General features: G+C 45.2%; 21 protein-coding genes. 13 read left to right on the top strand and 8 right to left on the bottom strand.

Translation table 11 applies throughout. The features are described 5' to 3' along the window. Nucleotides 1-181: 181 nt before the first annotated feature. A complete protein-coding gene (locus tag CH376_RS16480; RefSeq protein ID WP_100784208.1) occupies nt 182-1,654 on the bottom strand; it encodes a sodium:proton antiporter in 1,473 nt (490 codons plus the stop codon). Between the two features lie 245 nt (nt 1,655-1,899). On the opposite strand from CH376_RS16480, the gene perRB reads away from it, so the two are divergent. After that, nucleotides 1,900-2,343, top strand: coding sequence for a peroxide-responsive transcriptional repressor PerRB (gene perRB / locus CH376_RS16475; protein WP_100784209.1), 444 nt, complete (start codon nt 1,900-1,902; stop codon nt 2,341-2,343). Here perRB and lpdA read toward each other — a convergent pair. Continuing rightward, nucleotides 2,333-3,751: a dihydrolipoyl dehydrogenase gene (gene lpdA / locus CH376_RS16470; RefSeq protein WP_100784210.1), complete on the bottom strand. Its 1,419-nt coding sequence runs from the start codon at nt 3,749-3,751 to the stop codon at nt 2,333-2,335. The genes perRB and lpdA overlap by 11 nt on opposite strands. A 379-nt stretch (nt 3,752-4,130) precedes the next feature. Here lpdA and CH376_RS16465 point away from each other — a divergent pair, with 379 nt between their 5' ends. Then, nucleotides 4,131-4,832 (top strand): hypothetical protein, encoded by a 702-nt coding sequence (locus tag CH376_RS16465; RefSeq protein ID WP_100784211.1) that lies wholly within the window; start codon nt 4,131-4,133, stop codon nt 4,830-4,832. A gap of 172 nt (nt 4,833-5,004) precedes the next feature. Here CH376_RS16465 and CH376_RS16460 read toward each other — a convergent pair whose 3' ends face one another. Beyond that, nucleotides 5,005-5,748 (bottom strand): class I SAM-dependent DNA methyltransferase, encoded by a 744-nt coding sequence (locus tag CH376_RS16460; RefSeq protein ID WP_100784212.1) that lies wholly within the window; start codon nt 5,746-5,748, stop codon nt 5,005-5,007. A gap of 59 nt (nt 5,749-5,807) precedes the next feature. Between CH376_RS16460 and CH376_RS16455 the strand changes: the two genes are divergently transcribed. From CH376_RS16455 to CH376_RS16420, 8 genes are all read left to right on the top strand, one after another. Then, nucleotides 5,808-6,941, top strand: coding sequence for a hypothetical protein (locus tag CH376_RS16455; RefSeq protein WP_100784213.1), 1,134 nt, complete (start codon nt 5,808-5,810; stop codon nt 6,939-6,941). Next, a complete protein-coding gene (locus CH376_RS16450; protein ID WP_100784214.1) occupies nt 6,932-7,444 on the top strand; it encodes a chemotaxis protein CheX in 513 nt (170 codons plus the stop codon). The genes CH376_RS16455 and CH376_RS16450 overlap by 10 nt, the downstream gene beginning before the upstream one ends. Nucleotides 7,445-7,522: 78 nt before the next feature. Further along, nucleotides 7,523-8,563, top strand: coding sequence for an alpha/beta hydrolase family protein (locus CH376_RS16445; RefSeq protein WP_100784215.1), 1,041 nt, complete (start codon nt 7,523-7,525; stop codon nt 8,561-8,563). Nucleotides 8,564-8,861: 298 nt separating this feature from the next. After that, nucleotides 8,862-10,358 (top strand): FapA family protein, encoded by a 1,497-nt coding sequence (locus CH376_RS16440; RefSeq protein ID WP_100784216.1) that lies wholly within the window; start codon nt 8,862-8,864, stop codon nt 10,356-10,358. A 93-nt stretch (nt 10,359-10,451) separates the two neighbouring features. Beyond that, complete coding sequence (locus CH376_RS16435; protein ID WP_100784217.1) at nt 10,452-11,765, top strand: SMP-30/gluconolactonase/LRE family protein; 1,314 nt, start codon at nt 10,452-10,454, stop codon at nt 11,763-11,765. Between the two features lie 321 nt (nt 11,766-12,086). Then, the gene (locus CH376_RS16430; RefSeq protein ID WP_100784491.1) at nt 12,087-12,824 is read left to right on the top strand and encodes a helix-turn-helix transcriptional regulator; all 738 of its coding nucleotides are present in this window, start codon (nt 12,087-12,089) and stop codon (nt 12,822-12,824) included. Nucleotides 12,825-12,919: 95 nt separating this feature from the next. After that, nucleotides 12,920-13,801 carry a M24 family metallopeptidase gene (locus CH376_RS16425; RefSeq protein WP_100784218.1) on the top strand — a complete coding sequence of 294 codons (882 nt, stop codon included), beginning with the start codon at nt 12,920-12,922 and terminating at the stop codon, nt 13,799-13,801. A gap of 1 nt (nt 13,802) precedes the next feature. Continuing rightward, nucleotides 13,803-15,041: an SMP-30/gluconolactonase/LRE family protein gene (locus CH376_RS16420; RefSeq protein ID WP_100784219.1), complete on the top strand. Its 1,239-nt coding sequence runs from the start codon at nt 13,803-13,805 to the stop codon at nt 15,039-15,041. 88 nt (nt 15,042-15,129) lie between these two features. Here the strand turns inward: CH376_RS16420 and mtnA are convergent, their stop codons facing one another. Continuing rightward, nucleotides 15,130-16,221, bottom strand: coding sequence for an S-methyl-5-thioribose-1-phosphate isomerase (mtnA, locus tag CH376_RS16415; protein ID WP_100784220.1), 1,092 nt, complete (start codon nt 16,219-16,221; stop codon nt 15,130-15,132). A 107-nt stretch (nt 16,222-16,328) separates the two neighbouring features. Between mtnA and CH376_RS16410 the strand changes: the two genes are divergently transcribed. Both CH376_RS16410 and CH376_RS16405 read left to right on the top strand, forming a co-directional pair. Beyond that, the gene (locus CH376_RS16410; protein WP_100784492.1) at nt 16,329-17,357 is read left to right on the top strand and encodes a rhomboid family intramembrane serine protease; all 1,029 of its coding nucleotides are present in this window, start codon (nt 16,329-16,331) and stop codon (nt 17,355-17,357) included. A 216-nt stretch (nt 17,358-17,573) separates the two neighbouring features. Beyond that, the gene (locus CH376_RS16405; protein WP_100784493.1) at nt 17,574-18,050 is read left to right on the top strand and encodes an LIC11177 family protein; all 477 of its coding nucleotides are present in this window, start codon (nt 17,574-17,576) and stop codon (nt 18,048-18,050) included. A 147-nt stretch (nt 18,051-18,197) separates the two neighbouring features. Here the strand turns inward: CH376_RS16405 and CH376_RS16400 are convergent, their stop codons facing one another. The 3 genes from CH376_RS16400 to CH376_RS16385 all read right to left on the bottom strand — a co-directional run bounded on the left by CH376_RS16400 (nt 18,198) and on the right by CH376_RS16385 (nt 20,924). Then, nucleotides 18,198-19,190 (bottom strand): HpcH/HpaI aldolase/citrate lyase family protein, encoded by a 993-nt coding sequence (locus CH376_RS16400; RefSeq protein ID WP_100784221.1) that lies wholly within the window; start codon nt 19,188-19,190, stop codon nt 18,198-18,200. 103 nt (nt 19,191-19,293) lie between these two features. After that, nucleotides 19,294-20,229, bottom strand: coding sequence for an ornithine carbamoyltransferase (locus tag CH376_RS16395; protein ID WP_100784222.1), 936 nt, complete (start codon nt 20,227-20,229; stop codon nt 19,294-19,296). A gap of 374 nt (nt 20,230-20,603) precedes the next feature. Beyond that, entirely contained in the window at nt 20,604-20,924 is a 321-nt protein-coding gene (locus tag CH376_RS16385; protein WP_100784223.1) for a hypothetical protein, read from the bottom strand. Between the two features lie 638 nt (nt 20,925-21,562). Between CH376_RS16385 and CH376_RS16375 the strand changes: the two genes are divergently transcribed. Further along, nucleotides 21,563-23,170 (top strand): peptide chain release factor 3, encoded by a 1,608-nt coding sequence (locus CH376_RS16375; protein ID WP_100784494.1) that lies wholly within the window; start codon nt 21,563-21,565, stop codon nt 23,168-23,170. 885 nt (nt 23,171-24,055) lie between these two features. On the opposite strand, the gene CH376_RS16365 is transcribed toward CH376_RS16375, so the two are convergent. Continuing rightward, nucleotides 24,056-25,543: (Fe-S)-binding protein (locus tag CH376_RS16365; RefSeq protein ID WP_100788190.1), on the bottom strand; the 1,488-nt coding region annotated here is incomplete at its 5' end.

The following is a 25,543-nucleotide window of genomic DNA, read 5'->3' as shown; positions in this document are numbered from 1 at the left end:
CGATCCGTAGAGAGCGCCGCGCTGAGTTTTGGGTGGAGGGGTGATGAGCGACTCATAGGGAGCGAATCATTGAGTTTCCGTGGGGAAAACTCGGGAAATTTTTCCCTATCAGAGAATTCTACTTTTCGCAAGCAGAATTCTCCTCTCGAAACTCTTGGCGGAACTCCGACGGCCTCTTTATTTAACGAAAAAAGATAAACGTAAGAAGAATAAACGTTGGAATCAGAATCGTAAAGGAATACAAAACGTATCCTCCAAAACTCGGCATCTTTACGTTGTTTTCTTCCGCTACGGATTTCACCATAAAGTTAGGCGCATTTCCGATATAAGTCAGAGCCCCCATAAAAACGGCGCCGACGGAAATCGATTTCAAAATGCTCTCCGCGTGAGGGTCCGCAAGAATCTGAGCCACATCCGACATTCCTAAGGTTCCTTTTGCCAAAGACAGGAAGGTAAGATACGTAGGCGCGTTGTCAAGAACCCCGGAGAACAAACCCGTCACCCAGAAGAACTGCCACGTTTCCGTTACACCCAGATCTTTTCCGTGATGTTCCAAAAGAATCAGAGCCGGAATCATCGTTATGAAAATTCCTATAAAAAGATAAGCGACTTCCTGGATCGGATGAAGAGTGAACTTGTTGTGTTCTCTTACGTGTCCTCTCGTGGTCAGTTTGGAAGCTACGATCAAACCGATCAAAACCGCCTCTCTGATAAATCCGAGATAAGGATTCTCTGCAATCTGCGGAATATAATTCTGATTGATAAACGCAACGGACAACACGACCCCTAAGAGCCAGATAAAATTCACCTGACCTTCGAGGCTGATCGGATGTTTGTGCTTTTGATCTTTCTTAAGATCCTTGGTTGTTTCTTTCTTATATGCGAGTGAATCCCAGATAAAATACGTGACTAAGAGAAGAATTCCCGCGACCAACAATTCCGGAAGCAGCTTGAAAGTCCAAGTGAAAGGAACCCCGATCAAATAACCCAGGAAAAGAGGAGGATCTCCGAGCGGAGTCAAAGAACCTCCGATATTCGAAACGAGAAAGATAAAAAAGATGACCGTGTGAACTACGTATTTTCTTTCCGAGTTCGTTTTTAGAATCGGACGAATCAAAAGCATGGAAGCTCCCGTCGTTCCGATAAAAGAAGCGAGAAAGGTTCCTATGATCAAAAAGATCGTGTTGTTCACCGGAGTCGCTTCGATATCTCCTTTCAGACGGATTCCGCCCGAGATATAAAAAAGAGCGCCGAGCAATATGATAAAAGGAACATACTCGAAAACGAGAGTGTGGACGATCTTACCAAACCAACCGTGGAGAACGAGGATCGCAAATGAAACCGCAGCGAGGGCCAATGCCAGGATCAACTTGTTCGTATTGCTTTCCCACCAATGAGAAGTCGTGTGGGAAACGATCGGAAGAAGCGCGATGCTCAGAAGAATCAGAACAAAGGGAATCACGCTCCAAAACGGAAGGTCTTCCCCTTGAACTTCGTGGTGACCTCCGCCGGTCGCTTCGTCATGGGAAGAATCATGATTCTCGGTGGACTGAACCTGAGGTTGTGTATCTCCAACCGGTTCGTCGGCCAAGAGCGCCGCTGCGGGCAGTGTTAGAAGGATCGCCAGAAGGACGGATGTAAGTTTTTGTTTCATAGTTCGTATCATCTGAAGAATTTTTAGACATTTTCAGGATTTAGAAGCAAGAGTAAAAGGAAAAAGAATCTCTTTGCCTTTTTTTTACGGTCTGTGTCATTGCATTTTGCGAACTTTTTTAGATTGCAGAATTTTTCAAGAAAGAGAATGGTTTCTTAAGCAGCTTCGCAAATAAATTGTGCAAAAATCGGGTTTGCGGATGTCAGATGGATAGAAGGTCCTCCCCTTATGGGATTTCGAAAAAAATGGAAGCGTTGTTTACAAAGAAAGCCTGTCTGACCCCGACCGAAATCGAACAGAGGTTGAAGTCGGTTTCCATCCAGCCGACGATGCAAAGAATTTCCATCTGTCAGTATGTTCTCTGCGAAGCGGATCATCCCACCGCCGAAGAAGTCAAAGAATGGGTGGACAGCCGCTCGTTTAAGATGAGCCTCGCCACCGTCTACAACACGTTAAACATTCTTGTGAGCGCCGGTCTTTTGAGAGAATTTAAATTTTCCTGTTTGGGGAAATCGGTTTATGACAGCAATATCGTGGATCACTACCACTTTTTCGACGAGACTTCCGGAAAGTTTCACGATATCGATCCTTCCCTTCTTTCTCTCAGTTCTCATCTTCCTTCCGAGTTTCAAGTAAACAAAACGGATATCCTTCTCACCGGAAATCTGGATTCTAAACTCAAAGATTGATCGCCTCTCCTAACGCCGCTCCGAAAGATTCCATCACGGTTTCTGAAAGTGTGGGATGGGCAAAGATCGTGGAGGCGATTTCTTTCGCGGTCAGTTCCTGATTGATTCCGAGAGAGACTGCGGGAAGAAGTTCCGTAACACCGGGGCCGATCAGATGCGCGCCTAAAATTTCTCCCGAATGACGATCCACGATTACTTTCGTAAAACCGCCAGCGTCTCCCATCGCGCGCGCGCGCCCGTTTCCGATAAAGGGAAACTTTCCTACGTTGATCGTATGACCGAGGTCGATCGCTTTTTGCTCCGTCAATCCGATGGAGGCGACTTCGGGATGACAATAGGTGCAGCCCGGGATCGCGTCGTAGTCGATGGGCGTATAACGCAGATGATGCGGATTTCCGGCGTGGATCGAAATGGCTTCGGCGGCTTTGATTCCTTCCATCGAGGCGACGTGCGCGAGAAGTGGAGGGCCGTTGCAATCTCCGATCGCGTAGATATGGGAAAGATTCGTTTTGTATTTTGTATCCGTCTTTACAAAACCCTTTTGTAAAAACACTCCGATCTCTTCCAAATTCATCGAATCCGTGTTCGGAACAAGACCGATCGAAACGAGAATTTTTTCGGCCTCCAAAACTTCTCCCGTTTCCGGAAGATTCTTTCCTTTGAGAAGAACTTCGACCTTTCCCCCCTTGAGTTCCGGATTCGAAACTCCGACTCCGGTCAAAACCCGAATTCCCCTTTTAGAAAAGGATTTTTCTAAGAATGCGGAGACTTCCTTGTCTTCCACGGGAAGAATCCTGTCCAGCATTTCGACTAACGTGACTTTGGTTCCCATCGCAGCGTAGAAGTCCGCGAACTCGACTCCGATGGCCCCGGCGCCGACGATCAAAAGGGATTCCGGAATCTTTTCCAAGACCATCGCGCTCTTGGAGGAAAGAACCGTCTTTCCGTCGAAAGGAAGTCCCGGAAGCTCCCGAGCTCTCGCACCGGTTGCGATGATGAAATATTTGGAAACGATTTCCTCTTTGGAAGTATCCGGAAGCCAAATCGTATTAGAATCTTTGAATACGGCAGTTCCTTTTTTACGAGTGATCTTATTCTTATTTAATAGAAATTCCACGCCGGAAGCCATTCCGTCTGCGACGTCGCGGGAACGTTTTACGATTTTCGGGAAATCGGGTTTGACGCTTTCTAAGTCGATTCCGAATTCTTTTGCGGAATGGATTTTTTCCAAAAGGTGAGCCGATTCCAAAAGCGCCTTTGTGGGAATACATCCCCAGTTGAGACAGATTCCGCCGGGTCTATCCTTTTCGATGATGCAGACGTTCATTCCCAATTGAGCGCCTCGAATGGCGGCGACGTAACCGCCTGGACCGGCGCCGATGACGGTGAGATCGTAGGATTCTGGCATAAAATTCTCCCGAGTTATTAGATGTGTCTTTCTATACGATGGGCAAGGCTTTTTTTAACCCAATCCTCTCTCCCGTTTTAGAGAACTGGAATTTTTGTTTGAGAGAATCCGGATCCTATCTTTGTTCGAAGTTAAGAGTTCGCCCAAAACTTCGCCGAATGGAAAATTTTGTTTTCTACATTCTAATCCTGTGTGAGTTCCCACAGATTACGTCCCTTCGGGCTTTTCATAAGATTTCGGATTCTTCCTAATCATTCAAAGGAAGTATGAGTTCCTACGTTTTCAGTTTATGGGCAAGACCTAAGGAAAAACAAATCACGATCTCGAACATCGGTTTGTTATTTGAATCGACATCTACGAGAAAAAACGGCAGAATCAATTGAAAAACGCGCTGATTCATAAAAAACGGAAAACGCTCGCGGCATTGGGGATCGTTTGTGCGTTTCTTTTTTTCCTCTTAACGAACTGCCTCGCATCCGAAGTTAAAATTCATTCCATAAAATTGGAGCGAAGAGAAGCGGAGAATCTTTATTTTCGTTTGGTATCCGATATCGATTTTTTTGACAAACGAGAATGCAAAGGACAACGGTGTTCGATTCGTTTCGAGTTTTATCCGATCGATACGAAAGATCCGAAACGCAGGGTATGGATCGGCCGTTCTCCGAATAGGATCACGAAGGAATTTCCTTTGGATGAAAGCGGTGTGAAAAGACAATTTGATTTCGCTCTTCGATATTCCGGGCCAACATTCCAAATTTATAAAGCGGAAGAAGGGGAAACTGTCGAGGAGGAAAGGTTGTCCTTCTTAGGCTTTCGATCGGACGGTTCGTTTGAATACCTTCTCAAGATACCGATGGAAATGGGATCTTTCGGGGGAGAGAACTGGGAGGATCCGAGTTTGGACGACGAAAACGTTATAGAATCTTATGTTTTGAAAGAAGGAGCCACTTACGCGTTTTGGGGAAGAATCGTAGGGCCAACGTTTCCCTTCACCTTCGGGTTCGCCTATCGGATTTTCCCTTACTTCTATCTCGGAATGCGATCGCGGCTTTATCGTTTGGAAGTAACGATCCCGAAATGACGAAATATGCTTTTGTTATGCGGATTCTTCGTTCAAAGGATGGATTTTTTCGAAACAGGACGGGCGCTGGATTTTTTTTCGGCGGTCGATTCTTTATGTTCTAAACAAGTTCGGAAAACGGTCTTCTTTTTTTTATAAAACGAATTCAGAGAAGATTTAAACCGGGCTCTCATCAAGCGCTTTTGCGTTTCAAAACAAGAATCATTCTACCGGCGGAATTCTTAAATTTGGTTTCATTGAAACCGGAGTAGACGTGCATGATTTCGAATTTGTGCCTCAGGATCATCTTTTCTATTTCCGGAAGATAGAAAACGCGCATAACGTGTTTGTCTCTGATTTCGCGGGTGTTGATCTGATAGATATAGTTCACTTCCACCATCGTCGAGGTATCGGCCCTGACCAGACGGAATCCCCTGTTTCTCTGGATCGTGGCGTTTTGGGATTTGATCTGAGCGACCGGAGTGATCGGTTTTCTTTTGATCGCGCGCAGAGGTTCCGCGTTCCAAACTTCCAGGATCGCGAGGCCCGCGGGTTTTAGATTTTGTTCGATGAGTTTGAGAGTGGAGTCGATCTCCTCGTTCGTTAAAAGATAGTTAAACGAACCGAAAAGACTGATGACACAATCCAGAAGAAATCCGGATTGATATTTCTGCATCGGAGCCACGTCGAACTTGCAGTGCGAATATCGTTTCTTCGCGACGTCGATCATCCGAGAGGAAGAGTCGATTCCCTTCGGTCTGTAACCGAGTGATTGAAAATAACGGACGTGCTCTCCGGTTCCGCAACCCATATCCAGGATCGTCATGATTCTGTGTTTGCGGAAAATACGATCCAAGAACTTCGCTTCCGAATCTATCTTGCGGGCCGGTTTTTCGATATCAAAGTAGAATTCTGCGAGTTCGTTGTACAACTTCATAAAAATTGGTTCAGAGGTATCGGAATCTGCCCGTTAAATATATTAACGGCACTCAGCTTATGAAAATCCAATATTTCGGAATCATTTTCTTTTTTTTTAATCGATCTCTATTCTCTCAAACCAAACAGGTCGGTCTTGTTCAGGAATTCTTAACCGGAGATACCCTGATTCTCGGAGGAATTTCGATTTCACTCCTATTCCTCTTCGGATTAGTTCTCAAGGAAAGCGTGGATAAACCCGAACGAAAGAGAAAAACAAATTTGCAAGAATCCGCTGAAACGAAGATCGAACCCCTTTCTTCCCCGCAGCCGGAAGCACAACCGGAGAATTCGGTCTTATCGAAACAAAGAACGGATCGTTTCGTTAAACCGAACGAAGGTTCTTTTAGACAAAACAAATCGCAGATCGTCTGGAAGAGAGAAGTCCCGTCGAATCCGGAATTGATCGAAGCGCATCGGAAATTTTTGGAACAACTCGGAGCTCGGATTCAAAACGCGGAAATCTATTTTTTGAGCGGAGAGGTTTCTTTTCTTTTGGCGTCGAAACGCGGAAAGATCTTTCATCTGCCCGAATCCCCGGAGGAACTGAATCTTTCCGAAAAAATCTTGAAAGAAATTCGAGAGGGAAGAATCGGATTTCAGGATGACGAAGCATACATTCCTCTTGCGACGGGAATTCTTCCGTTCGGATTTCTCAAACTCGCTTTGACCGATTGGAAACTCTTGAACCCGAGAGAATTTCAATCCTGGAAGGAAGAATACGAAGAACGGGTTTCGATTCAGTTTGAATCCTCCGATCCGGAAACCGGTTTCGGAAACATACACGCCTTCGAACTCGATAAAACGAGAGTCCATGAGAATATTTTAATATTCGCAAGCGTCGAAACGGTTTCCTCTCTTCCTTACGTTCTGAAGTGGATCTCTCTCTGGACTTCGAAAATTATTAGAAAACAGATCCGTTTTTATCGAATCCGTCAGGATCGTGTGGCGTTCTTTTTGTCCGAACAGGATTGGGAGATCTTCAGCAAAAATCTAAACGAACTCGTGGAATCCCTGCAAAAGGACAATCATCCGGTCGATCTGAATCTGGGAGTTTCCATCCTGGAGGAAAACAAGGAAGAATGGTCGACTAACGCGAGAAAAGCGCTCGGTCTTTCCATCGAACAAGGACCGAACAGGTATATCTGTCTGTGAGTATCGATCCCTTACTCGATGAGAAGTTCATCCTAACGATTTCCCAGATTTTCCCCGAATATCTGGACAAAACCCTAAACGTCGCCGCGGTGCGCGAAGCGTTCGGGCCTTCCAAAAACGAAGGATTGTGTTACGAGAATTGTACTATGGTGGAATTCAAAGGAGAGATCGAAGGAAAGTTGTTTCTCGCGATGGACGGGTACACGAAATTAAAACTGCTTCCTATGATCGCGAGATCGTTTCACATCGATCCGACCGTACGCGCGGATGCGCCTTCGATTCTTATGGAATTCGCGAATCAGATCTGCGGATCCTTGATTTCGGAGATGAGGCTCGGAAGATTCGAAACGGATCTTCTTCCTCCGGAGATTCTAAATCATAAATTAGTTCCGATCGATCTCGAAACCTATCGTCAATACATCCTGATCTATTTTTTAAAGGACGCTCGCGAAAAACAATATCTGGGAAGAATTTATCTCATCCTCCTGATGAAAAAGTTCTAAAAGCGGAACTCGAAAAAAATCCGCTTCGGATCAAAAATTTTGTAGAGATTTTTACCGCGCCTTAAACCTTAATTTGGAATGAATTCTTCTCATCTCTGGAAAGGTCTTCCGTTTTTAATCGATTATTCCGGTCTGAAAACTCCGAAGGAAGCGCGCATAACGGAAATTTCACTGGCTCTTCCGAATTCTCCGCCTCTGAGAACCAAAATTCTCGAAAAAGAAAATAATCCTTCCGCGCCCGTCGTTTATCTTCAACACGGAATGAGCGCGCGAGGCGTCGACGATCCGAGGATTCTCGCGCTTGGAACCAATCTTGCCAACCGCGGCTTTCGAGTTTATCTTCCCGAACTCAATGAAGTGAAATCTCTGATTATGACGGCCGAAACCGTTTCCAATATCCGTTCCGCATTCTTACAAATTTACGCTCTGGAAAAAAGGCCCGTTTCCTATCTTTCCGCGAGTTTTTCGGCGGGGATGGGCTTTGTCGCATTAGCAAATTCGGAATGTCAGAGAATTCTTTCTTCGCTTCTTTTGATCGGTTCTTACGCGAACTTCGGACAAACGTTTTCATTCATTCTTAAGAATTACGAAAAGGAAAGTTATGCGGTCAACGTAATGATGTTCAATTACGTACATCTCATTCGTTCCGACGTTGAACTTCTGAAAGAATATTTCCTTGAATCCGCTCTGGACAACGGGCTTTCCCGGGAAGGAGATCTTGCGAAAGGACCTAAGATTTTCCGATCCCTGAGAGAGGAGGATAAGAAGTTCGTAAAAGATTTTTCGACGGATCCTGAATTTCGAATCAACGCATCCAAACAACTGAAATCCCAGGTTCCCGAGTCGTTTATCGAAGAAACATCGCCCGCATTCTTTGCCGACCGTTGTATCAGGCCTTGCTTTCTGCTTCACGGAGACGACGATCCCGTCATTTCTCCGGAAGAATCCAAGGAACTTCGAGATCTGATCCTCGCCAACCGAACCGTTCCGGCGGTATTTTTAGAAACCAGTCTTCTCACGCACGGAGATCATTTACCGTTTTACTCGCGTTTGACGGAGATTCTTCCTATGGCAGAATTCTGGGGAAGTTATCTTTTTTCGGCGTTTAACCGAATTTAGGCGTGGATTATTATATCCCGCTTCGTCTTATAGGCGGCCAAATTCGTTTCGAATTCCAACATTCAGATATGAATACTTGCTCGCAATGTTCTAGAAAGCTGTTATGATTTATGAAAGAAGACGGAGTTCGGTTTGTTGCTCTAGTTATGAGCTTCTTTTTATTTATGATTTCATCCTAATATAAGTAAAAAAAAGTTTCAATTCAAGGGAACTTTATATACTACATTTAAGTTCCTTCTCCCTAAGCCGAGATTAGAGAGAGACGAACGTTGATCTCCGGATCAAAGATTGAAATAATATGAATGCGAACGACGAGCCTATGAACACACCTACGCCTGAATCTCAAATTTCACCCGTTTCGGTGGAGTCTGCAATCAGCATTGCGATTTCTCCCGATCAACTTTCCGCAATTCTTACGGTAAGACCTTATAATCTCAAAGGAGAAACCGTTTCCAAAGATAAACTCTGGAGTATTATCATGGAATGGGGAATCCACAGAGAAAGAATGTTAACCGATGAAATTCGGAAAATTCTTACTCTTTTGGAAGAGGCTGGAAAGAAGAACGATTTTACTCCGATCAAGGTGGAAGTCGCGAAAGGCGAGCCGCCAAAGCCGGGTGAAAACGGTTGGGTTCGTTTTTATCATCCGATGGCAAAGAGGGTTAAACTTCTCGAAGACGGCAGAGCCGACTTCAGAAACATCGATCGTTACATCAACGTTAAGATCGGAGAAAAGCTAGCTACAAAGTTCGAAGGAACTCCGGGAACTCCCGGGTTCGACGTCTTTGGAAACATCATTCCTCCGCCGGCGATCAAACGTCCGAAGTTAGTCGTCGGAAACAATATAGAAGAACGTAAGGTGACGGAGGAAGGAAAAGAACTCCAGGAATATCACGCTTCGAGCAACGGCGTTATCTTTGTGACCGAGACTTCCATCAACGTTTCTCCCGAGTTACAAATCGCGGGGAACGTTGGACTTTCCACCGGGAATATTCAATTCGACGGGAACGTGATCGTTCGAGGAGATATCGAACTCGGCTCCGTGGTCGAATGCTCGGGTTCTTTGGTGATCTACGGGAACTTGGAAAGTAATACGATCAAAGTCGGTCAGGACCTCATCGTTCACGGCGGGATCAAAGGCGGGAGCGCCGACGTAATCTCAGTCATTGGAAGAGTTCAGGCGAAGTTTATCGAAAACGCTCATTTGGAAACCGAAGGCGATATCATTCTCGAAGGTGCGATACTCAATTCCACGATCGATACTCTAGGTTCCATCATTCTGAACGGCGCGAACGGAAACCTCGTGTCCAGCAAAGTCCGTACCAACGAAGGCGTTTCCCTGAGTTCGCTTGGATCGAGCGCGGAACTGGATGTAAGCATCGAACTCGGTTTTCATTTTAAGAACGATCGTTCCTTTCAGGATATCACGCGTAAGATCCAATTGGGCGAAAAGGAGATGGAAAAAATTCTTCCTAAAATCCAGCAGATCAAACACTTGGTGCAGCGTTCGAGGGGAAATCTTCCCGAGGATAAAAAAGCCGCCTTCAAGACGGTCTTCGAAGACTATAACAAAAAATTAAAGATTTTGAATATGCTCAAGTTCAAACAGGACACCCTCAAAGGAGCTCGGTTTAATCCGGGTTCGGTCCGTTTGGCGGTTCAGAAGGGAGCTTATCCGGGCGCGGTGATTCATTACCGGAGACAGATCGAAAAGATCACAAAATTTCAGTCTTCCTTTATGATGGTCTTTGAACCGGGACAAGACAAGGCGATGATGGTTTCTCTACAGAAATAGCCGAGACGATCGCTTCCAAAAAAACGTTTCTAAAAAAAGTAGAATACCGGATTCGTTCAAGCGGCGCTTCGCCTTTCAGGTTACGATGTTCGAATGACTCGTAAGAAGGCGTTTTTTATTTTTGTCCCGATTCTTTTTGGAATCGTTCTCTGGAATTTTATACCCTCTCCGGAAGATCATTTTAAAAGACAAATACAAGAACCGATCGATTTTCCATACAATTCGGAAATCGAAAAGGTCAAGGATTCCCAAGATTTGAGTTTGAAAGGAATTCTGAATCTGATCCCCGAGGTTCCCGCTCAGGACGAGATTCTTTTGCAGGAGGATCTGGGTCGCGCGTTTGTAGCTTCGATCGACGGTCATATTTGGATCGCGGATCTAAGGAAGAATCAAGCCGAACGATTCGTAAAAACTCCTCTCTTACCCGGAGGAATGGTCTTACATCCGAAAAATCCGGACTTGATTTACTTTTGCGTTTCTCGGGCAAACAAAGAAGATCCCGTCGATCCGAACGGACCCGGAATTTATGAATTAAGAATTTCTAATAAACAAATCCGTAAAGTTGCGACAAGAGTGCCTAAGATTCCGAATGCCGAAGATAAGAATCTAAAGAGTCTTCTTGGAAAATTCTACGCTCCCCGAGAACAACCGACTCTAAAATTCACGGACATGAACGAAGAGAACAGCCGCGCCGTCGAAAAAGCCGACGATCTCGCGATCAGCGAGGACGGCGAGAGAATCTATTTCACCGAACCTTACGATCACAAAGGCGCCATTTTGGGAGTGAGCGCACAGTCTCGAAGCGAAGTTCTTACGTTGGGGAAAAACGGAAATCTCTGGAAGATCGATCTGAAAGGAGAGAGCGCGAGTTTGGTCGCGCATAACTATTCTTATCTGGACGGGATCTTATTGGAACAATCTCCGAATCGGAACAAGGAATCTTCGATTCTGGTCAACGAGCTTTCGAAGTGCAGATTGCTTCGTTTGCACTTGTTAGGCGATCGTGCGGGAGAAGACGAGATTGTAATCGAAGGATTGCCCGGTTTTCCGGACGGGATGGACCGCGATCCTCAAGGAAGAATCTGGATCGCCTTGGCTGTGGAACGGTCCAGGTTGATCACTTGGCTGCACAATCATCCGTTCTGGAAAAGGATAGTCTTGTATATTCCGGAAAAACTGCAGCCGGTTTCGAAAAGGACCGGTCTGCTCGTTTTGTCAAAAGACGGAAGCAGACCTCTTTATTACGTTATGCACAACGGATCCTTGTTTTCGACTTTAATAGTCGTCGTTCCCGGAAAACAAAAAGTTTATCTTTCCGTCTACGAAAACGGATACAAGGGATTTAATACGATCGGAGTATCCGATTTGATTCAGGATTTCGATCGAAATAAGGGGATTTTAAAATAAGGAACGAAACGGATTTTCCATAAATCTGCGATTGCCGGAAAGAGGTTTAAGTCCGGGAGGTAAGACCGAAAAATAAAATTCAAAGGAGAAGAATTCCGGTTTTTCTCTTGATAAAGCTGCGATTTTTCGAAAAATCATTCTTCCTAAATGTGCAAAGAATCGATTTTGATAAACGACATCCGTTTTTGGACCGATCGTCCGAATTCCAGAGCCAAAATACAATCCTGCAATTCCGGATTTGAATCGGAGATTCGGAGCGGGGAGTCGCGATAGTTGGATTCTTCCCATAAAGACATTCTTTATCTCTGGAACAGCAGAGTGATCTACGCCACTAACGCGATGCAGACGGATTTTCACGTCCATTACGCGGCCACGTTAGCCGTCACACTGGAAAAAAACATCTGCATAGAAACCGAACAAGGTAGGCAAGAATATCGGGCCGCCTTGGTCGGACCGAATACTTATCACAGAACGATTTCTCCCGGCGTGGAAATGATCGCCTTACTCATCGACCCGGAAACATACGAGTACGGATCCATTTCCGATTTCGTTAAGACGGGCGAGGTCAAACGATTGGAGATCGCCGCATTTATTCCGCTGATGGAAAGGCTGCGGGATCTATACAATGGAATTCTAAACAACGAAGAGGCTTGGGATTTACACCTGGATCTTTTGCAATCCGTGTTTCCGTTTCGCAGATTGGAAAAGAACATAGACGATCGAATCCGAAAGATCGCGTATAAAATTCGGACCGAACTTCCCGACAGCATTCGTATGAAAGAAATCGGCAAAGACTTTTCGATTTCCGAAGATCGTTTGATTCGTCTTTTTAAGGAGAATTTGGGAATTCCTCTCAGACGTTATTTGCTTTGGGTTCGTATTTTGAGTACGGTTAAACTTTTAAAGGAAGGAAAAAATCTTACCGAAGCGGCTCACGCGGCGGGGTTTTCCGATTCGGCGCATTTTACCCGGACGTTTAAGGAGAATTTCGGATTTGTACCTTCTCTTTTTTTCGGACATTTGAAATCGATCGAGGTCAGATTCTGCGAACCGGATTGATCTTCTTTTAGAAAATTAACGTCGATACCGGAATCATTCAATTCAAATCCGTTCCCTTCTGTTAGTCTTTTTCCATCGCAAAAAGGGAAGAGCTTATGCCAGTACGAACAGAGAGGGGATTTTTATCCAAACTCTCCTCCAAAATTTCCAGATACGATTCCGAATCGATCAAAACTCCGAGCGAAGAAGGAAAAGAGGGTTTTAGAAAAGCGCAAAGACTCGCTTATCAATGTGTGACGGAGATCGAAAAGGAAATGCGCGAAGGTTGGACCGAAATTCAAACCGCAAAACGAATGGAAGAATTCTTAAAAGATCACGGGGTGAAAGTTTTTCTGCATCGACCGTTTGCTTGGTTCGGCGAGCACGCGAGATTCGACGGTTACAAACGTTTTACTCAGTTTCATCCCGGCAAAAAGCGACTAACGTCTCAGGAATCTTTTATCTTGGACGTATCTCCCGTCGTGGAAGGATACATCGGCGATATCGGCTATTCTTCCTCCCTTGCTCCGAATTCGGAACTCGATTTAGGGATGGAATATCTGCTCGAGCTTCGAAAGGAAATTCCCAAGTATTTTTCCTCTTCGATGAGCGCGTCCGAGATTTGGTGGAAGATCGATCGGGATGCGAAACAAAAGGGATTTGATAACGTTCATTCCTTGTATCCGTTTGCAGTTTTAGGTCATCGCGTGTACAAAGTACATCTTCCCAATTTTTCATTTCCATTGTTACCGATCAGCTTTGCGAGCTGGTTTAGTCTGCAAGGCTCTTACGAATTTCTCACACACAAGGTTTTGCCGGAACTCTTAACTCCGGATCACGAAGGCGATAAGACCGGACTGTGGGCCATCGAGCCTCATCTTGGAAGAGGAAAGACAGGTTTTAAATTCGAGGAGATTCTGGTCGTTGAAAAAGACAAAGCGTATTGGCTGGACGACGATGTGCCTCACGTTAAAAAGAGAGAGGTTAAAAATTATTAAAATGAAATTAAATCATACTATTCTAATGTGTTTATTGATTTTTTTTGAAGCGGCTTGTAATCCGGGAAAGATCAAAATCGGGGAGGCCGTTGTTTTGGGAGAGGTTCCTTCTCAAATCCTGGAAGCCGAAAGAACAGAGGACCCGTTTTTAAACGGCTTAAAAGTCGAGATGGAAGAACTTCCAGGACACGACGATCTGATTTTCGATGCCTCGAAAGAAGTCGGATACGCTTCCGGGATGGACGGCTGGGTTTGGAAATTGGATACAGCGAATGGGAAGGCCTCTAGATGGGTTCGTCCTCCGGTAAATCCGGCGGGTATGCAATACTCGAACGAAAAGAAGGATAAGATTCTTGTGTGCGCTTCTCGATTGGGCGGAGAATCTTACGGACCGAAGGATCGAGTCGGTTTGTATGAGATCGATATCGAGAGCAAAGTTGTGACTCCTTTGGTTCTCGATTTGCCTAAGACGGAAAAAGAAGAATTCGAAAAAGTTTATACGTTAGCCGAAAGAGTCGCCGTTCCGCTGAAGGATTTGAACCAATCCAACTCTCGTCCCTTTTCGCTCTGCAACGATCTCGCTGTTTCAAAGGAAGGGAATCGGATTTATATCAGTGAACCTTTCGAACGATCGGACGCCGCGATGGGGAGCGGAGCGGTTCCAGAAGCGATCGGTCTTTATCCTCACGGCAAACTTTGGATGTATGATCGAAAACGCAATTCCATATCATTGGTGTTAGGCGGTTTTACTTTCGTGGACGGAATTCTTCTCGAGGAAGGAAAGACGAAAGAGGAAGATTCGGTTGTATTCACGGAGACTTCTAAGTTTAGAATTCTCAGAGCCTTTTTGTCCGGTGCAAACGGAGGAAAATCCGAGATTCTTTTTGAAAATCTTCCGGGTTTGGCGGACGGATTGGAACGGGACGAGAAAGGAAGAATTTGGATCGGAATTATTAAACGAAGATCCGGACTGATCAACTTCGTTCATAAAAATCCTTGGCTTAAATCTTTTCTTTTATCGCTCCCTCAGGCAATTTTACCCGTATCCAAGAAGACGGGAGTTTTGGTTTTGGACAAAGATGGGAAACGTGTGCTGTATTATTCGATGCACGACGGTTCCAGAATCACCGATATTTCGGTCGCGGTTCCGTTCGAACGTCGGATTTATTTTCCCACATTCGATAAGAAGTCGAAAGGATTGTATTCGCTTTCGATCGACAAATTTTCTTTAGGCGAGTGAAATTGCCTTTGGAAAAACCGGATTCTTCTTAGATCGCGGATTTTGAAAATTCTTTTTTAAACGACTGAGTCAGTCCTGCAAACGGGTGTTAGGCGGCGAAAACTTTTTCCAGATTCGACTTTGTGACGGGGGAGATAATTCCTCTTTCCGTGATGATTCCCGTGATCAAAGAAGCCGGCGTTACGTCGAAAGAAGGATTGAGAGCGGGCATTCCCTTGGGGGCGATGATTCCCTCGCTCAAAAAAGGTTTTCCGTTTTCGTCCCTTAGAAATCCGAAAGCCGTAACTTCCTCTTCCTTTCTCATTTCGATCGGAATTTGGGAACCGTCCTGAATTCTGAAATCCATACTCTTTTCCGTAGCAGCCACGTAAAAAGGGACTCCGTGGTGTTTGGCGACGATCGCCAAAGGATAGGTCCCGATTTTATTCGCGGTGTCTCCGTTAGACGCGATTCGATCCGCTCCTACTATGACCGCGTCGATTTTGCGCGAGGACATGATCCAACCGGCCATATTATCCGTAATCAGATAGGCGGGGATTCCTTCTTCCTTTAGTTCCCAAGCCGTGAGTCTTGCCCCTTGAAGATAGGGTCTGGTTTCGTCGGCGTAGACCGTGAGTGAATGTCCGGCGTCCCGTAACGAGCGTATGACGCCTAACGCGGTTCCGTGTCCCGCGGTCGCGAGTGCGCCGGTATTACAGTGTGTGATTATATTCAAGGAGGAAGGATTTTTGGGAAACAGACTGAGTGCGTTTTTTGAAAGCGCTAGGTTGTTGTTCAAATCCTCTTCGAGCATAAAGAGCGCGAATTTTTCAGCCCCTCTTTGCAGATCTTCCAGTCGAAAAGTATTATATTCCGTTTCCGGAAAGCGAGCTAAGAATCCTTCGATTGCAAGTCTGAGATTCACTGCGGTCGGTCTGGATTCCAAGAGTTCGTCGAGTTTTTTTTTGAGTTCGGAAAGGGAAGGTTTGGCGGTAAGTCCTTTGAGATAAAGTGCGATTCCGAACGCGCCGGTGATGGCGATCGCGGGCGCTCCCCGAACCACCATTTCTCGAATCGCAAAAATACAATCTTCCATCGTTTTCGCGATTAAAAAAGAGGTTACGCCGGGAAGAACTCTCTGATCCAAAAGGGTAAGCGTTCCCTCTTTCCAAAGGATTGGTTTTAATCCTGATTCTTGCATTTTTTTGTTCCCGGCTATAAAGGATGAGGCTCTTTTTTTCGATTTAAAGAGAGTGATTGAAAATCATTCTCCTTCTCCCGGAGAATGAGGAAACCCGGGGTGAATTTTTGCCCCGGCTTTGCCTGCTTGACTCTGTGACCACAGTTCGTATTCTATCCTATATGGCAAAAAGAAAATACCGAAACGGAATCTCGCTTTTCGGTTATTCCATTTTTCATCCGATCAATCTGTTCCTCTTTGCAAATGTTCTCATATACATTCTTCAGCTTTTTGCCGGTGGGACCGGGATTCTTGAATACTACTTTGCGCTGACGCCCGCTCGTTTTTTTCACGGAGATTATTGGCAGATCTTTTCGTACGGATTTCTTCACGACGTTCACGGAACTCCGTTTGTGCATCTTTTTTTAAATATGTATGTTTTGGTGATGTTCGGCGGTTTGATCTGTAAATACATTCCCGCTTGGAAATTTTCGATCGTCTATGTGTTTTCGATTTTGGTGGGCGGTCTTACGGTTGCGTTGGCGCCGGTTCTTTTGCAGGCGTTGGGAATTCCGTATCCTATGGATCTCTATCAAACGATGACCTTGGGTGCGAGCGGAGGAATCACCGGGATTCTCGTTCTTTTTGGAATTTTATTTCCGGAGACGGAGGTCTTTTTGATCTTCTTTCGAATGAAGGCCCGTTATGCTCCTTGGATCATAGTGGGAGTGGGCTACGCGGGCGACCTTATCTCTTTGTATTATTTTCATTCCCCGTTTTTTATCAGTAACTCCTGTCATTTAGGCGGTGCGATCGGAGCGACCCTGGTCGCGCCTTGGATTCTTAAGAAAAATCTTTTTGACTCAGGAAAGATTTTTCCTAAGCAAAGCCAAAAAGAGACCGCGGCGCCTGCGGCACGTTCCATGAGCGAGGACTTGGATTCTCAAACTCGGAAGAATCGGGAACTCTTGGCGCAACTCGCAAAGATCACTTCTTTTTCGGAGAAGGAAACATTTCTGACTCCTTTGCAACAGACGAACGTAAATTTATGTCCTCCATCCACGTTTCAACCGGAAGATCCTTTTTGTCTTCGTTGCGATTGGTTGCCGAACTGCGCTCTTAGAAAGAATCAGATGGAGCAGAATTCAGGGAATTAATTGTTTCCAATTCTTCGTTTTAGTGTCTTAACGAAAAAGGCTCGTTTTTTATAAGAAAAAACGTCCTATTGACTGTTAGTAATGGACGGGATGCGCGTTTCTACCGATAAGAATAATAGAATCATTCCTTGAACTGAACTCGGAAGCGTCGGTCATGCGGGTTTTCGGAATCGGATCGAGAAAGATTGCAAGTTAAGCATAGAAAGGGTTTTGATCGTGACTCAGAATAAAAAGAGCGCCTTATTCGATATCTTAAAACGGGAAAAACTTGAGAAGTTAGTCAAGGGAAACCGAAACTCCGCTTCCAAGGCGGCCGCTGCGAAAGAAACGCAGAAGACTACAGGCTCCGAAAGTTTGGAAGAGAAAACCGCGGCTCCTGCGGAAAAGAAAGAAGGTCAGGGAACTAAGATTTATAAGGCGATGGACGAAATCAAATTGGATATTCGTTATTACTTCTTGGAAGACGAATACAAGGAGAAGATCGCCGGAATTTACAATAAGAACGAAGGTCATCTCGACCGTCTCGGAATCGATCCGAGAAAGTATCTGGACTACGCAAGGGAAACTTTCGATCGTTTCAAACAACTCAATAAAAAAATGCCTCTCGAACCTATGAATAAAAAATCCTGGGAATACGTTGAAAAGAGTTTGAACGAACTGATCGTAAAACTTCTGGAAAAGTTCGTGAAATAACCTTTAGTAAGAATTTTTTCGCTCCGTCGCTAACACCGTGAATCGTCTTCGATTGTCTTCAAAAAAATCGAACGGACAGCGAAACGAATAAAAAAAGCCGCAATCACTTGCGGCTTTTTTAATACTTTAGAAAATTCCGAACTAAGATCAGTTGAAGAATCTTTTGTTCGCTTCCTCGGGAATGGAGATTCCGGTTAACTTCGCCTTTTGGATGATTTCCCAGAAATATCTATAAGTCGCACGGTCGTGAAGATCGCCCGCGTATTGGATCGGTCCCCATTCCGCGTTTTGGGCCTGGATGAGAATTTCAGCCGCAGTTTGAACTTCGCTGTAATCCGGAGCCATCGCGTCGAGGATCGCTTGGATCTGAGTCGGATAGATGGACCACATTCTTAAGAAACCGAAATCATCGTGGGCGCGTTTTGCGTCCTTATAAGTTTGATACTGATTTTTAAGATCGAGGGTTACGTTGTGCGCCGGGATCACTCCGTTTGCAAGAGCGGCTGCAACTAAGTTTGCCTTTCCTCTTCTCAAGAGTTCGTGATCGAACTGGCCCGGACTTTTCATACAAGAAGCCGGAATCGCTCCGTGGTGACCGGAGATAAAGTCCATCAAGCCGAAATCAAGAACTTGCAACCAAGGAAGAGCGGCGATCTTTTCGATCTCTTGAAGAGCTCCGTTGGTTTCGATCAACACGTGAATCGGAATTTCTCTTTTGAGTCCCGCTTTCTGAACCGCTTTTTGAATATAAGTGATCATCTCTTCCACTTGGGCCGCGCGGGTCGGTTTTGGAATGGTGATGTATGCGATCTTTGCGCCCGCGCCCGGAACGATGATGTCTACGTCTTGTTTCCAATATGCGTTCGTATAATCGTGGATTCTCACGCCGCTCATATTGTGTTTGTTGAGCTCGCTGTTTTGAAGACGAACGATCAATTCAGCGTGTTCTTTTTCTTTACCCGTTTGAGCTCCGTCTTCGCAGTCCATAGTGATGTCGAAAAGACCGCCGAGTTTGTTCTGGAATTCGAGCGCTTTTGTAATCAGCTTTTCGGAGCCGGCAAAGTGTTCGCAGGCTGGAATGATAGGGAAAGGCTTTTCTCCTTCGAAGAGCGCCTCTCTTGGATGAGTCAATTTAGACATAGAGATACCTTTAATTCTTATTTCGAGCCTGCAAGTGAGGGTGAAAAGGCTCTAAATACAGGTTTCGAAAATGTGGGCCTCTGGTAAACCGATTTTCCTGAGATCAAGCCTCAAGAAGTTTTAGAATGACCGCTTTTTGAGCGTCCAAACGGTTCTCCGCTTGTTGAAAGATGATCGATCTTGGACTTAAAACGACGTCCCTTGTGATCTCATAACCTGCGTGGATCGGCATATCGTGCATGACTTTAGCGTTGGTTTTTTCCATCAGAGAAGAATTGATCTGATAAGGCATCATGAGTTCCATTCTTTCTTTTTTCTTATCCGCAAAGGAGGGATCGTTGAAGAATTCCATGTCGAGCCAAGTGTCCGTGTAGATATAATCCGCGTTCTTTACCGCCTGCTCGAGATGATTCTCCCAAGCGAGAGTTCCTTTCGACTTGGCTCTTTCTACGGTGCTTTCATGGATGTTTTCTTTTTCGGCGATCGGAGTCGCGAGCGTAAGATGAATTCCCAATGCCGCGGTGATTCCGATGAGTGAATTGACGACGTTGTTGTGAACTCCGATGTAAGTGAGTCTGACTTGATTGAGAGGACGATCCGGTTTGTCGAGTGCGATGGTCATTACGTCGGCGAGAGACTGACAAGGATGAAACATGTTGTCGCAACCGTTGATGACCGGAACCTGAGATCCGTTTCTCATCGCCAAGAGGTCTTCGTGTTTTTTGAGACGGGCCATGATCACAGAGACGTTTCTGGAAAGATATCTCGCTTCGAGATCGATATCGGAAAGTTGAAAGTTAGACGCCATCCAATCCAGGTAGATTCCGTGACCTCCCATTTCGGTCATCGCGACTTCGAAGGAGACTCTGGTTCTCGTGGAAGTTTTCTGAAAGAGCATTGCGAGACTTCGTCCGCTGAGATGACCCGCGTAGTTGACGCGATTCTTCTTAACATGGATTGCGAAGTTGAGAAGATCTAAAATTTCGGAATCCGACCAATCTTCCCAGGAAATCAGATGTTTCACGTTACTTTCAGACATAAGGGATATGTACAGAAAACAAAACGGAAGTTGTTTCGTAAATGAAAATAGGGGATGTCGCCCTGGAGAGAGAACGTTTGAGGAGCGATTCGAGCTCTCAGTTTCGGTTTTTGGCGAATGGCCGGGATTGTACCTCATTCTAAGAATTGACCGAGTTTGGAAAGGACGACGCTGGGTTTAGAGTGTTTGAAAGAATTAAAAAAAATTCGGGGCGAACGCGCCCCGGAAAAAGGGTCATGGTTTATTGGGGACAAATCCGAAAGATCGAAAAGGCTGCGGAATTGGTTTTGCTATTACTGCGCGGAGCCTCCCCCTTCCAAAATTGAAGCGCTCGTTATGGATCGGGAGTAGAGATCAATCCAAAGAGATTTTTTTTAGGAAGCGAGTTCCAGAGCGATGAGAAGATCCGGATACTTTGTGGTCTGATGAAATTGAATTCCTAAGATAAATCCGTTTTGATCCGGTCTGAGAACTTGTCTTTGAAGATTGCCTTGAAATCGAAACTGAAGATTTAAGTCCGGAGAATCGATCCGTCCGCTCAGAGGGGAGCCGGCGAGAAGATTGAGTTCGAGAGAGGATGAGATCGTAATTCCTTCTTCCCTTATTTTTAGAATCTCGAAGGATTCATCGAGTCCGTCGATATGAAGTTTCAATCCTTTGAGAACTCTGGATGGAGTGAGGGGAATCCCTTCCATAAAACACCTTTCTATTTGTAAGATGAAAAGAATATAAACGATTCCTGTTACAATCGATTTACCCGATCAATACGAATGTGAGAAAAAAGGGAAGGCCCTTCGAAGTTTTTTGGGAAAATCGTAGAATCGATTGCGAGCCAAGAACGCGGTTAAAGTTTTTAAAGAGGAGAATTTTGTAAGAGTTCCTACGCTTTTGTCGAGAGACGAAGTTTTTAAGAATTCCGGATTTGAAAAATCAAAAAAGGAATTCGGGACCAGACGGGATCGATTGAAAGGCAGAAACGTTTTGTGGGAGTTCCTACGAACTTTTGAGGACCAAAATTGGATTGTTTGATCCACTTTTTTATGATAGGAGATTTTGCCGGATTTTTCCCGAGTCCCGCCTCCACCACCCAAAACTCAGCGCAGCGCTCTCTACGGATCGCGCGACTTTCACGGTGAAACTCAGTCGGAACTCCGACGGAGTCATTCGAAAACAGAAAGTCTTGATTCTTCTTCAAAAAGAATTCGGAAAAAAACCTGCGCGAATTCCGATTCTTTGCAACCCTCGGATGGAAAGAATCCCCCGTTTGAATCCGAGTTTAATTGCTGACATTCGGGTCCGAATCAAAAATCTGGAAAAGGGTAGGGCAAATTCTATGAGCGAGACCGTTGCGCAGAAACAAAATCAAACGATAGAAGAAGAAACCCGTCGAAGAAGAACCTTCGCGATCATTGCCCACCCGGATGCAGGAAAGACAACGCTTACCGAAAAACTTCTTCTCTACGGAGGCGCGATTCAACTCGCGGGAGCCGTAAAGGCTCGTAAGAATCGGAAAGCCGCAACATCCGATTGGATGGAGATGGAAAAAGAAAAAGGAATTTCCATCACCTCGGCGGCGCTCCAGTTCGAATACAGCGGACATGTCCTCAATCTCTTAGATACTCCCGGCCACGAAGATTTTTCCGAAGACACGTATCGAACTTTGATCGCAGCGGATACGGCGGTCATGGTTTTGGACGCAGGAAAAGGAGTCGAACCGCAGACGATCAAACTCTTTAAGGTCTGTCGGGATCGCGGAATTCCGATCGTAACCTTCATCAACAAAATGGACCGTCCCACAAAGAATCTCTTCGTACTCTTGGATGAGATCGAAAAGGTTCTTGGAATCTCGGCGGTTCCTATGGTTTGGCCGATCGGAACCGGTGTGGATTTCAGCGGGGTTTATTCCAGAAAAGACAAATCCATTCTTACCTATGATAAAACTCCGGGAGGAAGTCAAAAATCTTCCTTTCAAACTTCGGGAATCAACGACCCGGAATTGGATTCCCGATTCGAGGATTGGGTCATCAAGGCTTTTCGAGAAGAATTGGAACTTGTGGAAGGCGGAATCTCCGAGTTCAGCAAAGAGGACTTTTTGGAATCTAAGATCACTCCCGTTTTTTTCGGATCTGCGGTGAACAACTTCGGGATCCAACTTTTCTTGGATGAATTTATAAAGATCGCTCCTCCTCCTATGTTTTTTCCTCTGAAGGACGGATCCAAACTCGATCCGATCCACACTCCATTTAGCGGATTTATCTTCAAGGTCCAAGCGAACATGAATCGTCAGCACAGGGATCGAATCGCATTTTTGAGAGTGACCTCCGGGAAATTCGAAAGAGGACTCAACGTCCTTCACGGAAGACTTGGAAAATCGGTAAAACTTTCTTCTTCTTTTGCTTTCTTCGGACAGGATCGAAACACGGTGGATGAGGCTTATCCCGGAGATATCATCGGACTCGTCAATCCAGGCACGTATGCGATCGGAGATATCGTCGCGACTTCCAAGGTTCCGGATCTGAAAGGACTTCCCGTTTTTGCGCCGGAGCTCTTTGCGACCATTTCTTCTTCGGACACGGCGAGCATGAAGAGTTTTCGAAAAGGAATCGATCAGCTTGCGGAAGAGGGAATTCTCCATCTTTTTTCTTCCCAGACGGTCGGAGGCGGATTGCCGATCATTGGAGCGATGGGACAACTTCAGTTCGAGGTTTTTAAGAGAAGACTTATGGATGAGTACAACGCACCGTCCACGATCACGATTCTTCCTTACGCGATTTCTTGTTGGATCTCGCAGGAAGATTTTTCGAAAGTTCCTTCTTCCGCAAATCTTGTTACGGATCGGGGAGGGCGCGCCGCGCTTCTCTTTGATACGGAATGGGACAAAGGATATTTTCAAAAGAAGAATCCGGAGATAACTCTTTTGGATTATCCGCCTTCCACTTAAAGAAATAGAATCATTCTTCTTTGTCAAGAAGTCAGCTTTTGCTAAAAAGAAATCGCCGATTTCGCCTTAAAAAACTCCTTTGAATCTTCGGATTCAATTTTAAAAAAAAGACAATTTGGAAAGTAAGAATCTGAATTTTTTCGGAGTCATACAAACCGTATTTGCACCAGATGTCTTTGAGGCGAAGCGGTCTTTGGCCACTTCGCCTATTTTTTTTTAAAGATCCCCTATTTGAGGGATCCGAAATTTTCGAATCTTTCCTGTAAATCATCGTCTACGGATTTCTTGAAAAATTCTTTCTCTTGTCTTAAAAATAAAAAGGGATAAAGAATTCTCGGAAAAACTAAACCGCCCTTTTTGCCTTTTGAAAATTCAGATCTCCGTTTTGCGGGTTCGGAGCGCGCACTCGATTTCGTATAAAACGAAACGAGGAAAGAAAATCCTTCGGTATGATTTTCTTAGATTCTCCTGAATTTGAAAGCTCGCGTAATCTTGCATCGAGCAGAGAAATCAACCTTCCAAGAAATAGAGTTCGAATTTGTACTTAAAGATTATACTTCCCTGCAGGATTTGAAATGAAAGAGGAAGAGGTTTCGATATTTAAAGAATAATTCAGAAATTTAGAATATTCTCAAATCAATATTCATTTTTGAAATCGGACTTGAAGCCCGCATGGAAGAGAATACGGATCCATCTCTCGATTTTAAAGAATTCTCAAATACAAAAATTGCGACAAGGAGGATAATCCAAAAGATCGAATTTAAGTTCGAATCGTCGAAAGGATTTCAAAGAAAGGCTTTGATCCTCTGTTTCGAAGATCTTCGGAGAAAATAAAAAGCCGGCTGAAGGCCGGCTTTTTATCAGCGAATCGAAAGTGAAATCGGTTTATCCGAGGTTGTCGGCCACCAATTCCGCGATGTCTTTCACTTTTACTTCTTCTACCTTTCCTTCGTGTTTCACACCGTCGGTGATCATGGTCACGCAGAAAGGACAAGCCGTTGCGATCGTAGTCGCTCCGGTATCCAGAAGTTGTTTGGTTCTCTTGATGTTGACACGATCGTTGTTCTGTTCTTCCATCCACATCTGAGCACCGCCTGCACCGCAACAGAGACCTTTTGTGTGGTGGTCGGAAGGTTCGGCGAGTTTTCCACCGGCAACTTTTTTGATCACGTCCCTCGGGTTTTCGTAGTTGTCGTTGTAACGGCCGATGTAGCAAGAATCGTGATAGGTGTATTTTCCGGAAGAAGCGTCTTCCGCCGTTTTTACATCCAGCTTTTTCTCTTTTACGAGGTCGTTGATAAACTCGGAGTGGTGAACCACCTCGAAGTTTCCTCCGAACTGAGGATATTCATTCTTAATTGTGTTGTAGCAGTGTGGGCAAGCGGTTACAACTTTTTTGACGTTGTATCCGTTCATCGTGTCCACGTTGGCTTGCGCAAGAGTTTGGTAGAGATATTCGTTTCCACCCCTTCTTGCGGAATCCCCGGAACAGTTTTCTTCGGTTCCTAAGATTCCGAATTTCACGTCCGCTTTCTGGAGAATTTTTACAAAGGATTTCGCGATGCTCTTGTTTCTTTCATCAAAAGCTCCGGCGCAACCGACCCAGTAGAGAACGTCTACGTTGGAATCTTCCGCCATCGTTTTCACTCCGAGTCCTTCCGCCCAGTCTGCTCTTGTGTGAGCTCCTACACCCCAAGGGTTTGAGTTGTTCTCCATGTTCACAAAAGCGTTTTGAAGTTCTACTGGGAATTTGGATTCTGCGAGAACCAAATGTCTTCTCATCTCCATGATCGCGTTGACCTGGTTGTTTCCAACCGGACAGGCTTCCACACAAGCGTAACAAGTAGTGCAACCCCAAAGGGCTTCTTCCGAAAGTCCTTCGTAATTGTTGATCACAGCCGTATCCAGAGCGGCAACTTTTTCAGCCGCTGCCGTCGCGTCGGTTTCCTGAGCTCTAATCTTTGCTACTTCCGGCATTTTGTCGAGAAGAGCATGTTTTAAATCCGCGATGATCATCTTAGGATTCAGAACTTTTCCGGTTCTGTTTGCTGGACACTGCACCTGACAACGTCCGCACTCGATGCAGGACATCCCGTCGAGAAGATTCGGCCAAGGGAAGTCTTCCACACGGTTGACGCCCCAAACGACATTCTCGTCTTCTAAATTGATTTTAGAAAGAGCGCCCTTCGGAGTATCGGATTGAAGAAAGTAGTTAAAAGGCGCGAAGATCAAGTGCGCGTGTTTGGAAGTCGGCACGTAAAGCATGAATGCGAAGACGGAAAGAATGTGAACCCACCACATGATTTGAACGACCAAGTCCGCGGTGGAATATTCCACACCGATCGATTTCCAAACCGCTCCGATTCCCGCAGC

It is taken from the genome of Leptospira adleri (assembly GCF_002811985.1).
GTDB lineage: Bacteria > Spirochaetota > Leptospiria > Leptospirales > Leptospiraceae > Leptospira > Leptospira adleri.
This window is presented reverse-complemented; position numbering and strand designations above follow the sequence as displayed.